Origin of the sequence: Neobacillus solisequens, assembly GCF_051233465.1 — a bacterium.
Classification (GTDB): domain Bacteria; phylum Bacillota; class Bacilli; order Bacillales; family Cytobacillaceae; genus Neobacillus.
The window spans coordinates 26,372-39,756 of the sequence record NZ_JBKFGJ010000027.1 but is presented as its reverse complement, the minus strand read 5'-3'; the positions used below and the strand labels follow the sequence as shown (position 1 = coordinate 39,756).

General features: G+C 35.8%; 10 protein-coding genes. 8 read left to right on the top strand and 2 right to left on the bottom strand.

Going from position 1 to position 13,385, the window contains the following annotated elements:
- The first annotated feature begins 2 nt into the window (after nt 1-2).
- The 7 genes from ACI3K6_RS21530 (at nt 3) to ACI3K6_RS21500 (ending at nt 7,920) form a co-directional block, all read left to right on the top strand.
- On the top strand, nt 3-1,775 hold the full coding sequence (locus tag ACI3K6_RS21530) for a hypothetical protein (protein WP_435556452.1): 1,773 nt from the start codon (nt 3-5) through the stop codon (nt 1,773-1,775).
- Nucleotides 1,776-1,786: 11 nt separating this feature from the next.
- Nucleotides 1,787-2,302 carry an Imm6 family immunity protein gene (locus ACI3K6_RS21525; RefSeq protein WP_435556451.1) on the top strand — a complete coding sequence of 172 codons (516 nt, stop codon included), beginning with the start codon at nt 1,787-1,789 and terminating at the stop codon, nt 2,300-2,302.
- Nucleotides 2,303-2,799: 497 nt separating this feature from the next.
- Nucleotides 2,800-2,988 (top strand): hypothetical protein, encoded by a 189-nt coding sequence (locus ACI3K6_RS21520; RefSeq protein WP_435556450.1) that lies wholly within the window; start codon nt 2,800-2,802, stop codon nt 2,986-2,988.
- A 93-nt stretch (nt 2,989-3,081) separates the two neighbouring features.
- The gene (locus ACI3K6_RS21515) at nt 3,082-3,693 is read left to right on the top strand and encodes an SMI1/KNR4 family protein (RefSeq protein WP_435556449.1); all 612 of its coding nucleotides are present in this window, start codon (nt 3,082-3,084) and stop codon (nt 3,691-3,693) included.
- Nucleotides 3,694-4,088: 395 nt separating this feature from the next.
- Nucleotides 4,089-5,651, top strand: a complete 1,563-nt coding sequence (locus ACI3K6_RS21510) for a spore germination protein (protein WP_435556448.1) — start codon at nt 4,089-4,091, stop codon at nt 5,649-5,651.
- A 24-nt stretch (nt 5,652-5,675) separates the two neighbouring features.
- The gene (locus ACI3K6_RS21505; RefSeq protein WP_435556499.1) at nt 5,676-6,776 is read left to right on the top strand and encodes a GerAB/ArcD/ProY family transporter; all 1,101 of its coding nucleotides are present in this window, start codon (nt 5,676-5,678) and stop codon (nt 6,774-6,776) included.
- Nucleotides 6,763-7,920, top strand: coding sequence for a Ger(x)C family spore germination protein (locus ACI3K6_RS21500; RefSeq protein WP_435556447.1), 1,158 nt, complete (start codon nt 6,763-6,765; stop codon nt 7,918-7,920). The genes ACI3K6_RS21505 and ACI3K6_RS21500 overlap by 14 nt, the downstream gene beginning before the upstream one ends.
- 292 nt (nt 7,921-8,212) lie before the next feature.
- Here the strand turns inward: ACI3K6_RS21500 and ACI3K6_RS21495 are convergent, their stop codons facing one another.
- The gene (locus ACI3K6_RS21495) at nt 8,213-9,139 is read right to left on the bottom strand and encodes a CHAD domain-containing protein (protein ID WP_435556446.1); all 927 of its coding nucleotides are present in this window, start codon (nt 9,137-9,139) and stop codon (nt 8,213-8,215) included.
- 128 nt (nt 9,140-9,267) lie between these two features.
- On the bottom strand, nt 9,268-11,394 hold the full coding sequence (locus tag ACI3K6_RS21490) for an RNA degradosome polyphosphate kinase (protein WP_435556445.1): 2,127 nt from the start codon (nt 11,392-11,394) through the stop codon (nt 9,268-9,270).
- Nucleotides 11,395-11,633: 239 nt separating this feature from the next.
- Between ACI3K6_RS21490 and ACI3K6_RS21485 the strand changes: the two genes are divergently transcribed.
- A complete protein-coding gene (locus ACI3K6_RS21485) occupies nt 11,634-13,166 on the top strand; it encodes a Ppx/GppA phosphatase family protein (RefSeq protein ID WP_435556444.1) in 1,533 nt (510 codons plus the stop codon).
- Nucleotides 13,167-13,385 lie beyond the last annotated feature (219 nt).

The window sequence follows — 13,385 nt, the reverse complement described above, 5'->3', positions numbered from 1 at the left end:
GGATGGATGTAAAATATATCCCCTCTGACTGGGAAAAGATGAAGGATGGGATTGGGGATCTCATTGGCCTTGGCCGTTGGGGCAAGGGAATGATTGATAATCTAAAAGATTTAAGCGAGAACTTGGAGGATGCTGAAGACGATATCGCGAAATATGATAGTGACGGTGTGATCTCGTTTCATCATAGTAGTCAAAAAGGCAAATACCAAGGACTGTATGAGGACTTTGAAGTGCTGCACCGCTTCGCTGGCAAGGTGGGAGACATTGTCGACCGCACGATTGATCAGCCATTCTATGAAGATATGGATGCGTTTGTGGAAGCAATGCGGGACTTAACGATTTCCAACTACACCACCAAAAACCGGATTGGATCAACGGAAACTCAGTTCGTCTATGGCGGTTATGGTGCCTCGCAGTCTTTCGAGGTCCCGAAGACGGAAGTAAGCATCGATGATTTGTTTAATGCGGATAATTTTTATGCCGGACAAATGAAAGTGGAATATGACGCGTGGAAGGAATTGAACCCCGGCCAAGATTTCTCTCAAGAGGAATACCAGCAAGCAGCCCTAAACACTCGTGCATTCCAATATGAATCGATCCGCAATCAACAGGAAAATAAGGAATTTTGGGTACAAATCGGGGCGTTAGTAGTGATTGTGGGAGCGACCCTAATCTGCCCTCCAGCAGGCATAGCTTTAGGAGCTTTATATGGTGCGGCAGAATTGGGTTCCGCCGTATCGGGCAAGGATTGGGTATCAGGCAGGGAACTAGGGACAGGAGAACGGTGGTTCCGCGGTGTATTAGCACCTTTGGACATTGTTCCGGGTGTGAGCGGCCTGGCGAAATTCAGCAGCACGGCCCGGCTCGCCCACGTGGGAGAAACAACCAGTCAGTTAGGATTGAAGACGGGTGTAAATGCTGGTTTCCGCCAGGGTGTCAATCACATAGACAACATGATTAAAACTGCTGGCCAGCACTCAGTGTCACGTTTGAAAAGCGCCTCTGCCGCAATAAAAGATGCGGCTCATGTTGTGAAAAATAAGCTGGCAACGGATATAATAGAGACAGGAAAACTAGCAGACACCATCATAACGGGTGTTAAAAACACAATCCCATCGCCCAAAAGACTTGTGGTGACGTCAACAGGTGAAAAGGTGTATATGCCTGTTGAAAACAGCCATGGGGTTGAGAACTCGATAAGGGATTTGATTCGTAAGATTGATGGGATCAATATTGAGGGTTCTAAGGGTACGGGTAATGGAAAGATACAATTGGGTAAAGAAGAGTTGGATGCGCTAAGGAAAAAGTGGAATGTCCCGGAAACTAATACTATTGCAGTTGGAAAAACGGATGTAAAAGGACTCGAAGGTTTGACTTTTGAAGGTGGATCGCCGAAAGTTAGGAAGGAAGCAGGTCTTCCAGATTTAGATGTATCAAATCCTAATAGACCTATTAAATCTTCAGGAAAAATACCATCTGCTACAAGACATGCTGAAGAAGGAGTAGCGAATCAATTTGTTGATGCAGTAGAGAAATTAGGTATACAACCTAATGATGTTGTTGGGACTTTAAAACTACATCAATCTAACCCCTCTGGGGTATGTCCAACTTGTCTTAGTGGGTTAGGAAATCCCAAAAAAGATCCAGGTGTTATAAAACAATTAAGTTTAAAATATCCTAACCTTGTAATTGAGGTGACCTCACAGGTGATTGAAGGGGCTAAAGTAAATGGAAGATTGGAATTCAAAGTGAAAAATGGTGTATATATTGATTAGGAGAGGTTTATATGAATCGTTTTGATAATCTGAATGCGGATGCAAAAGTAGTGTATCTTTTATCACTGTCTGAATTAATTATTGATAAGATTTCACAATCTGAAGGTTATGAAATAGCAGTTGAGTCATTGCAAAAAGGTTGGGAATGGGTCAAATCTAAAAATATTGAGGCATACAGCCTTTATTTATATTTAGAAAACATGGATGAGACTGATGTTATGACGTATATGCAACTCGAGGACGACAGTGATCGGGAAAAAGTATGGATATGTATAGGAAATGCATTGGCATATACAATCTGGGAGGCATATCAATATGAAAAAGAAAAATATCTCCCACAGACTATTGAAAGTGTTGATTATGAGACTGTTGAAAGCTTTAAAATAAATTTTGAAAAGGTATACGAGAGTAACCATTTGGCTGATAGATTAATAGACTACCTGGAAAAAAATTACCCAAACGACTCTGATAAAAAAGTGGATATAGACTCGCTTAAGACTTTTATTAATAATAGTATCGAGAAATAGATATAAGACATAACATTTGAATTTTTATGAGCTTATCCAACTTAAATGATAAGGAGGATTAAGCTTTTTTTATACCTTAATTTAAGAAATATAAAGAGAAATGACTAGCAAAGGAATAGAATTACAAAAAGGTTGTTAGGGATAAATATTAGCGGATTTAATAGATTCGGGTCTTACTAAGGCGAGAAATGCCTTTCAACTCCAACAGTCCTGTTTGTTATGCACATATAGGTGATATTGGTAAAGTAAGTATAGAAAACTCGCATGCAGTTGGGAATAAAATGAGAGATGTGCTATTTCGGATTGATGGGATCAATATTGAGGGTTCTAAGGGTACCGGTAAAGATTTAAGTAAATAGAACTTGGAAAAGCTGAATTAGATGTTTTACGTCACCTGAGACTCATACTATAGCTGTTGGAAAAACGGACCTACCAGGACTAAAAGGGAAGATTTTTGAAGGGAGTTCAATAAAAGTTCGTAGAGAAGCTGGGATATAATGCCTAATAGAGAAATAAGAGCTCCATATGATGGAACTAATCCACGACATATACAATTTATGAAGCATGCTGAAGAAGGAGTTATTAATGAATTTGATATGGCAATCAAAAAATTAGGAGTTAATCCAAATGAGGTGAAGATGCATAAGATGGTAGATGATATTAATAGGATAAATAAAAAGGAGTGATTTCGGCTGGATAAATTATCCTTTTTAAAACAATATAGAAAAAGTATAGAGTTTGTATCTAACAGAGACTTACTCAATATTGAAAAGGAAAAGATGCCTGAAGAATGGATAGAGATATTTAAAGAAACGGATAAAACTAGAAAGAAGGATAAATTGATAGCTTTATGGAATAGCGTGTGTGAAAAAGAATTGAGTAATACCATATCATACTTGAAAGAGAATTTATTAGAAGTTGAATTAATTGTAGATCATGGACAATATGCAGTACTTTACAGCGTAAAGAGTGAAAATGACGAAATTCTTTATTATGAAGGTGGTATACCGACCAATTTTATGTATATTTCTGAAATGCAACGAGATTGGTCAAATGTTCCAGAATCTATTAAGAAGTTCTATGAAAAGTTACACAATGGGTTTTATTATCTGCCAAGTAAAGCTATGGGACTTGTACCAATGGAAAGCATTACTCGTTTTGAGGATTATGAATGGGGAATACTTGAAGAATTAGATGAACCAGTAGGAATTAATATGGCTGCAACATATGGTTTTTTTGAAAATGGCATGGGAGGATATGTTGCTATCGATTTAAACAACTGTATAGGTGATTTAGCGACATTGTGGTTCACCAATGATAAGCCTGAATATAATGTGAATTTCTGGGATATTGTAGATGAATGGATTGTAATAGGGCTTCAAGACAATTAGTTATAGCCATTTTCTGCCCCATTTTGAGAAATATTTATGTAAATAATTGATATCAATAACAAAAACCACTTTCTATAAATTAGGGAGTGGTTTTTTTTTGTTGTTAAAATTTTTTTGCTTAGCAAGAAAAATTATACGAAAACAGAAGGACAAATTACTAAACCAATAATCGGTTAATATTAACATTTAAAGTAAATAATACAATCAATGGATTCTAGACGTTATAAGGAAATCTATCTGAACATTTATAGGAGAGGTTTTTATGTTCAAGAAAAATTTTTTTCTAATACCAGGCTATATCATTTTCGTATAAGCATTAATTAGATCTATAGTTCAACTTGGATTTATTAAATTTTTATATATGGGTTCGATCATTAGAGGAAGAGTGATGATTAGTGAAATGGTGGAAGCTAGATAAAAACCAGATGAAGACTGAGGAATCTGCCAATAAAGCAAAACAGGATGAACAGCCTTTTCAATCTAAAGATGAAATTACCGGCAATCTTACGGCAGATTTGAATCTAATTCGCAAAGAGATAGGCCATAATGCAGATGTGAAATTTCGTGAGTTTCAAATGGGAACAACGGGTATTCGTACTGCCATTATATTTATAGAAGGGCTTGCGAATGAGGATGTAATTAATAATCATATTTTGATTGATTTCATGTCAGTATCATCAAAAGAAACCGACCATCCATTAAAAAACTCATTCTTAAAAGAGTATATTAAAAACCAAGCCCTTTCTGTATGCGGCTTAATGGAAGTTCGTACTCTTAACGATATTACCTCCGGAGTAATGTTTGGATCAATTGCGATTTTAGTCGATGGTATTGAAGAAGTTTTCCTGGTTGAAGCTACTAAGTCCAAAACAAGAAATATTGATGAGCCGCCTACTGAGTCATTGGTACGCGGACCCAGGGTAGGTTTTATAGAAAATTTAAAGGATAATACAGCTCTTCTGCGGCGCCATGGCAAAGATCAAAACCTAACCATAGTTAGCTCTCAGGTAGGGGAACGATCAAAAAAGGAACTAGTCATTATCTACATGAAGGATCTGGTGGACCCTCATTTATTAGAAGAGGTTAAGCAACGGATTAATAAAATTAAAATGGATGATATACATGATTCTAGTTATATTGAACAATTAATTGAAGATAATTTTATAAGTCCATTCCCGCAAGTGCAAAGTACAGAACGACCTGATCGTGTTATGGCTGCATTGATGGAAGGAAGGGTCGCTTTACTGTTGGACGGTTCACCTTTTGCCTTAATTGTTCCTGTTACCTTCCATATGATGTTGCAGTCACCTGAGGACTATTACGAAAGATGGATGGCTGCGACATTAATTCGTTTATTACGTTATTTTTCAGCCTTTATTGCTTTATTTGGTCCTTCTCTATATATTGCCTTTACTTCCTTTCATCCGGGATTAATTCCAACCAAGCTCATTTTTTCCATTGCAGCCAACAGAGAGGGGGTTCCTTTTCCTCCGCTAATTGAGGCTCTCATAATGGAAGTATCTATAGAAGTATTAAGAGAAGCGGGACTTCGTTTACCAAAACCTATTGGACAATCAATAGGTATCGTAGGAGGGTTAGTCGTTGGAGAAGCAGCAGTGCAAGCAGGAATAGTTAGCCCAATCATGGTCATCGTAGTGGCTGTCACAGCCATATCTTCATTCACATTACCGCAATATAATATAGGGATTGCATTAAGAATTCTTCGCTTTGCCTCAATGTTTTTTGCTAGTGTGTTTGGATTATATGGAGTCGTTCTGTTCTTCCTGGTGCTGTGCACCCATTTGGTTAGGCTTAAAAGTTTTGGCATTCCATATGTGAGCCCTGCAGCATCATTTCGATTGACTGATTGGAAGGACTTCATGATAAGGCTCCCTCTATTCCTAATGAAACGCCGTCCAAAACTGTTATATCCAAAAGATTCAGTAAGAAAAAGGTAGCGGTTCGAAAGGAGATGACTAATGATGACTTCCAGTCCTTTAGATCGAATAACTTCTAATCAAGCAGTCATGTTTATCATAAATTTTATTTTCGGTGCAGGGATTTTAACGTTACCCAGGACTACGACAGAGAAAATCAAAACTCCCGATTCTTGGATCGCCATCATTATTAGTGGATTAATTATTACACTTGTAGCAGTGTTAATATTAAAACTATGCCAAAGATACCCGAACGAAACTTTCTATCAATTTAATCAAAAACTCCTTGGGAAATGGATAGGTTCGCTGCTAAGTTTAACAGTGATCTGCTATTATATTGCGTTATCCGCATATGAAGTTCGAACTATGGCTGAAAATACCCGGTTATTCTTACTTCAGGGAACGCCAGTCTGGGCTATTATGATGCCATTTTTGTGGATTGGTCTATACTTAGTTCAGGGCGGGGTAAATGCCATTGCTCGGTTATTAGAAATCATTTTTCCAATTACGGTTCTTTTTTTCCTTTTGGTCATGTTTTTAGGCATCGAATTATTTGAAGTAGATAATTTACGTCCAGTGTTAGGTTCAGGGGTAAAGCCTGTCATAAAGGGATTAAAAACATCCTCTTTATCCTTTGCAGGTTTTGAAATTCTCCTCTTTATTTTTATGTTTCTGAAAGAGAAAAACAAGGTAACAAAAATCCCATTACTTGGGGTTGGAATACCCTTTATCTTTTATACCATTACTGAAGTAATCGTAATAGGTTCCATTTCAGTAGACGCAGTGCTGTCACAAACATGGCCTGTACTTACATTTATTCGAAGCTTTGAAATCAAAGGCCTGTTATTTGAACGGTTTGATTCCCTCCTTCTTGTCATTTGGCTTATGCAAATATTCACTACGTATGTTATTGCTTTATTTGTTGCTACTTTGGGATTAAATCAGCTTTTTTCGATAACTTCCCAGGCCTTTATTTATGGGTTAATACCTCTCATTTATGTAGTTTCTATGATTCCTAAAAATATAAATGAAGTATTTATAATGGCAGATATGCTGGGTAAGTTCGCCATTAGTTTATTTTTTATAATGCCGTTGGTTCTTTTCATTATCTCAAAGCTGAAGGAAAGAAATTATGAAAAAATGTAAAACGATACTAGGAACCTCTTTTGTCTCGATATTTTTACTTTCTCTGCTGTCAGGCTGCTGGAGCAGCAAGCCCCTTGAAGATTTGAATATGGTTGTTGGCACAGCTGTAGATAAGGCGAATGATGGAAAATTACGATCAACGCTTCAATATGTAATACCTAACGCAATCGGTAATTTAAATAGCAAATCACCACAACAAAAACCTTATACGAATATCACTGCGACAGAGTTTTCACTTGAACCAGCCGGTTGGGAAACGACCTTACGAAGAGAAGGTCCTATTTCAGGAGCACATCAAAAAGCAGTGATTATTGGGCAGAAGCTTGCTCGTGAAGAACCAATTAGAGAAATTACAGATTTGTTTTTTCGGGATATCGATATTAGAGGAAGTACCTTAATCTTTATTTCCAAAGGAGAAGCTGCACGAACTCTCGAATCTAAGGAAGTCGGCGTAATTCCTGCCATGCGCTTGGTAGAAATTGCTGAACAGGAACTTACACCAAGAGCATTGAGGCACGTCTCTTTAATAAAGATTTGGGGAAAATCGAACTCGCAGACCAGCTTCCTGTTACAGCTGGTTGATGTAAAAAAAGGAGAAATTGATTTTAATGGAGCAGCCATAATAAAAGGAAGAACAAACAAGATGATTGGGACTCTTAATAAGGAAGAAATTGAAGGCATAAATTGGATAACCGGAGAAGGTAAAAGCGGAGCGGTAAAAGCATTCCAAAAAAAGTCTGATAAACCCACATATTATCAGATTCAGTCAATAAAAAGCAAAATTACGCCGCATGTGATCGGTCATAAAATTTCCTTTCATGTAAAAATTGAGTCAGAGGGAAGAATCGCTGAATATTGGAATCCTCACTTTAAACCTGATTTTAAGAATAAAACTATTAAATACATAGAAAATGCGACTGAGAAAGAAGTGAAGCGCTTAGTAGAAAATACCACAAAAAAAATGCAAAAGGAATATAGGGTAGATGTTGGGGGATTTGGCAATCAATTGCGAATAAAATATCCAAATGTTTGGAAAGACATGAAGGACAATTGGGATGAAAAATTTAGTGAGATCCCCATCACCTATGAGGTATCGATAACGATAAAGGATTACGGAATGATTGGTTCAAAGAAAAATAAATAATGTTTGTTAGTCCTAAAGACTTTACTTATATTCATCATGAAATAAGGGCCTGAACCTAATGTTCAGACCCTTTTAATGGGAGTCCTGATAACCGGTTTTTCCTTTAAATTTTGGTCGGTTTCAGGTATATTTCGGGCACTGCCTCCAATAGCTATAATAGGTACTTGCAGGTTCTTAAACCAGGGTAAACTTTGAAATGAATTCTTATTAAAAGTGTGTCTACATTAAAACTTCATTTTCTTCTGTAAAAAATGTAGGATGCATTTCCTTCTAGTTTTCTTTTACTTTGAAGTTAATCTTCTTTAACAGATCCAGGCAGTAATTCAACAGTTTCAACAAGAATTTTTATTGATTCTTTTAGTTGATTCTTAACGGCTTTTTTCTCTTTTTTAGGGGCATGTATCTTATTCTCGTATGTTTTTAATTGCTCCATCCAATCCTTCGTGATATGGACTTTTGCAAGTTGGTGCTGGATATTTTTATAATACTTTTCTTTCTCCACATACTTATTGCTGAAAATATCATTTAAATAGCTATAAATATAACTTAATGTTTTTGCCCTTTTCCGGATTTTATGGAGGATTTTTATGGTCTGTAAAGATGATTTTCCTTTAGCATCAACAGATTGGCCATATTCCTTAAGAAGTTCTGTAAAACGTTCCTCATACTTATTCAATTCTTTATCTTGTAGGATAGACAGATTATAATAGTCTAACTCTTCATTTACGAAAGTTTTTAGCTGAGTAATATAAGAATCATTGATTAATTTTGGAATGCGGTTCGTTAAGCGTTCGTTTGCTTCTTTTTGTTTTTTTGTAAGCAGTTTAACCATTTCAGCATTAACTTTATTTTCTTCATTTTGTTTCGCAATTTCATCAAGAAGGACATCGGATTTTTTAATTATCTTTAAGTCTAGGTGAACTTTTCTGATTGGAAGTAAGAGTGTGTGATCTTTTGGCAAGCCTAAAAATAAAAACACGGATTGGATTTTTTTACCTAGAATCCTAGCTTTATAGATGTTTTCAGGATCATCAGAAGATAAGCAGCCTAAACAGGCATCCGTGTAATCGTTCAATAGTTTTTCAATTGAGTTTGTCCATAAATATTTTAGATTCTCATTACCAATGCTTAGACACTGATCACAGATCCACTTTTCTTGGATTTGGAACAATGTAGCATTATTGCCGCAGATACAGCAATTTCTCTCGGTATTTTCCATTCTTTAACCCTCCATAAAAAAAGTAATTTATGTAAATAACTATGAGGTCTTTCATATAAACTAAGAAATTATCCATAAATATCTTATACTCTCTTAAAATACGGGATTCTTTATGTATTTAAAAAAGTTTAGTAAAGAATGTTGTTACCAATGTTCAAATAAGATTCATTATGTGCCTTACTCAATACTAATTGACTGTCAATTTCAGGCACATCCATGCTTCTTTTTACATAATGATAATGACCTTCATGATCCTGCTCTCTCGCTTTCACATTATCAGCTAGTAGTGTTCTTAAGATATGATTCAATTGAAGCTTAATATTCCCATCAAAAATAGGGAATAAAATTTCTACCCTCTTATCTAGGTTTCGTGTCATCATATCGGCAGAAGAGAGAAAGGTTTTTTCCTCCCCATTATGACGGAAATAATAAATGCGACTATGTTCTAAAAATTTGCCCACTATGCTTCTAACACAAATATTTTCACTTACTCCTTTGATACCAGGACGTACACAGCATATACCGCGAACAATCAAATCAATTTTGACACCTGCGATGGATGCCTCATATAATTTCATGATTATTTTCTTGTCTGACAAGGAATTCATTTTTGCAATGATATAACCATTTCCATATCGTTTTTGGAAAGTTATTTCTTCATTAATTAATTCAATAAAGTCTTTTCGGATATCAAAGGGTGCAACAGATAGATGATTATACATGGGCTTATCTGTATAACCGCTTAAATAATTAAAGAAATTAGTGGCATCGATGCCAAATTTTCTTTTTGATGTAAATAAACTAAAATCCGTGTACAACTTGGCCGTTTGATCATTATAGTTACCTGTGCCAAGATGGACAAACCGTTCAATTCGATTTTTCTTCTTCCTTACAATAAGTGTAATTTTACTATGTGTTTTTAAGTGGCTCATCCCATAAATCACATGGCATCCGGCATCTTCAAGTTCCTTGGACCATTGCACATTTTTTTGTTCATCAAAACGGGCTTTGAGTTCAACTAATACGGTTACCTGCTTGCCATTTTCAGCAGCCCTTTTTAATGCCTCAATAATAGGGGAATGGCCGCTTACCCGATAAAGAGTTTGTTTTATTGCTAAAACATCAGGATCTACAGATGCCTTTGAAATGAATTCAATAACAGGTTCAAAAGAATCGTAGGGATGATGAAGTAAAATATCTCTTTCTGAGATTTTCTCAAATATATTATTTCCTGAAAGTAAATCTTGAGGAGTATGTGGAATGAGATGATCATATACCAAGTGATCAAAGTGATTTTCTAACTTACTATACAATTTGAGAAACATCGTTAAATCCAGTGGCCCGTCAATTTCATACACATCATTTTTGCCGATTTCTAACTTGTCCATTAAATAATGCAGAAAATGAGAGGGGAAACCGGTATGCTGTATTTCAAGCCTTACAGCCATGCCCCATTTCCGTTTTTTTAACTCTTTTTCCATATCTTTAAGTAAATCTTGCGCTTCCTCTTCGTCTAATGTTAAATCAGCATTTCTTGTAATACGAAAAGCAGTTACGGAAACGATCTCATATCCAATAAACAATTTAGAGATAAAATAGCTAATTAAGTCCTCAAGAAGGATGAATCTCTCTCTTTCTGTAGCTGAGTTTACCGGGATAAACCGCTCTAAAAAAGAGGGAACCTCCACAAGGGCTACTTTTGAATATGTTTCTTCATTAACCGTTTTGTGGTTTAGAGCAACAGCAAGATTGATGCTCTTATTCAACAACATTGGAAAACGATGATACGCATCAACCGCCATCGGAGTTAAGACAGGAAAGATTTGCTCATCAAAATAATTTTCTAAATCCTTTATCTGTTCAGGGGTTAAATCCTTTATTTTGAGAATTTCAATCTTTTCCTCAAAAAGATTCGGGATCAGTATTTTGTTATAGGTATCATACTGAAGTTGTACTAAACTATGCACTTTTTCCCCGATTACCTTTAATTGCTGGCTAGGAGACAGTCCACCCTTCTTTTCTGATCGATTCTTTCCAGCTTTAGCCTGATTTTTAAGCCTTGCTACACGTACCATAAAAAATTCATCAAGATTGGAGCTGAAGATTGATAAATATTTTAAACGTTCCAATAAAGGGTTACGTTCATCAAGTGCCTCTTCCAATACACGTCCGTTAAAATCAAGCCAGCTGATTTCTCTGTTGTTAAAATAGTTCAATCCAGAGAGTTTAACAGCATTTTCATACAATGTTTTCATCTTATCCAACCCTTTTTTTCGACAAATGGTCTCATACAAAATATACCATCATTTGTAATATTGGACAAATCGAAATATGGTAATAGTTTAAAATGTTCTTATAAATCGGAAACTTCACTTCCGCTTTTTTTTATTTCCTTAATGAAAATTTAACATGCCCGACCTTGAAGTATGCCAAGTGAAGGTATAGGATAAAATAAAAAAGACATAATATTCCAACAAAAGGAGTGATAGCTAAATTGAAAGAAAGAGTAGCTATTATTGATATTGGTTCTAATACAATAAGACTTGTTATTTATGAAAAGTTAATCAATGGTAGACAATTAAAGGAAATAGAAAATATAAAAGTGTCATCCCGTTTACGTATGTATTTGGATGACAAACTTTTTTTAAAAGATGAAGGGATCTCCTTATTGATTGAAACCCTTCAAAATTTTAAAATGATGCTCGATCTTTATGGAGTATCAGAGATATTTTGTGTGGCAACTGCCACGGTGAGACAGGCGAGTAATAAAAAAGACATCGTGCAAATCATTCAAGAAAGGACGGGCTTCACCATTACCGTATTAACTGATTATGAGGAGGCTTATCTTGGGTACTTAGCTGTTTCCAATTCCATCAATATCCATGAAGCAATAACAATTGATATGGGAGGAGGAAGTACAGAGCTTACGTACTTCCGCAATAAGAAACTGGTTCACTATGTTAGCCTGCCTTTTGGTGCGTTATCGTTGAAGCTACAGTTTGTGAAAGACGATATTCCAACAATCGAAGAGCTACAGAAAATACGAAATTATGTACTTGCGCAAATTGAAAAATTAACATGGGTTTTCAATAAACATGTTCCGATTATTGCCATGGGGGGGAGTGCACGAAATGTTGCAAAACTTCATCAAGGCATAATTCAGTACCCGCTTGCAGATATTCACCATTACGAAATGAAACTGTCAGATATTCATGATGTTAGAGAATTACTTACACCCTTATCATTATTAGGAATTCAAGATGTTGAAGGAATTTCGAAAGATCGTGCCGATATTATTTTACCGGCAATAGAGTTTTTTGAGGTTTTGTGTCATGTTTCAAAGGCAACTCAGTTTATAGTAAGCAATAAAGGTTTGCGTGAAGGTGTACTGTATCAAAGATTGAATCGGAACCAACAAGAAATAACGGGACTTATAGATTCTGAAATCCACGAATTAATGCATGATTATTATGTAGATCCGATTAAAAGTAAACAGTTCATTCATCTTGCAACAATGTTTTTTGAACAGGTGAAAGGTATTAATGGAATTGGAATTGTTTTTTCTGATCACGACCGAGATCTACTTAAACAAGGTGCCAGTATCTTTCATTTAGGAAAATATTTATACGAAGAATCCGGACCTTATGTTTTTCACTTGATCGCTAATCGGCCGATTGTTGGCTTATCCCATCGGGAGCGTATCAAATTAGCCCTTGTTGCCTCGTTTAAAAGTAGAGGGGCTTTTCGCCAGCATATCGAACCTTTTAAGGATTGGTACACAAAAGAGGAACGAAAGAAGATCTGTTTATTAGGTGCTATTTTAAAGGTATCCAGGAGTTTAAACAGCACAGGGCGAAATATTGTTCGTGATATAAAAATTACATCACAAGGAAATTCTTGGGTAATGGACATACAAACCCAAAATAACTATGCACCTGAAAAATATCAACTGGAAAAACAAAAGAAACATATCGAAAAACTTTTGAAAATCACACTGATTCCCCACTTTCAAATGATAGAATCATAAAAACGTATTTAGCTAATAAACATAATTGGTGACCTATGATCCACCTTTTAAGTGATGTCGGTCACCAATGGCTCATCTTGTTCCCTGAACTTTCCTTCCATTCACCAGTACAAATTTTACCACATCCACAAGCGTAGAAAATTTAACTCCTATAAGAAAAAAATCCTAAATAGATAAAATTTAATTGTTTTCGCTAACTTCCATTGAGGGTCTACATTT

Coding starts and splice junctions, on each gene's coding strand:
- ACI3K6_RS21530 (WP_435556452.1), top strand. CDS start 3: ATGGATGTAAAATATATCCCCTCTGACTGGGAAAAGATGAAGGATGGG.
- ACI3K6_RS21525 (WP_435556451.1), top strand. CDS start 1,787: ATGAATCGTTTTGATAATCTGAATGCGGATGCAAAAGTAGTGTATCTT.
- ACI3K6_RS21520 (WP_435556450.1), top strand. CDS start 2,800: ATGCCTAATAGAGAAATAAGAGCTCCATATGATGGAACTAATCCACGA.
- ACI3K6_RS21515 (WP_435556449.1), top strand. CDS start 3,082: ATGCCTGAAGAATGGATAGAGATATTTAAAGAAACGGATAAAACTAGA.
- ACI3K6_RS21505 (WP_435556499.1), top strand. CDS start 5,676: ATGACTTCCAGTCCTTTAGATCGAATAACTTCTAATCAAGCAGTCATG.
- ACI3K6_RS21500 (WP_435556447.1), top strand. CDS start 6,763: ATGAAAAAATGTAAAACGATACTAGGAACCTCTTTTGTCTCGATATTT.
- ACI3K6_RS21495 (WP_435556446.1), bottom strand. CDS start 9,139: ATGGAAAATACCGAGAGAAATTGCTGTATCTGCGGCAATAATGCTACA.
- ACI3K6_RS21490 (WP_435556445.1), bottom strand. CDS start 11,394: ATGAAAACATTGTATGAAAATGCTGTTAAACTCTCTGGATTGAACTAT.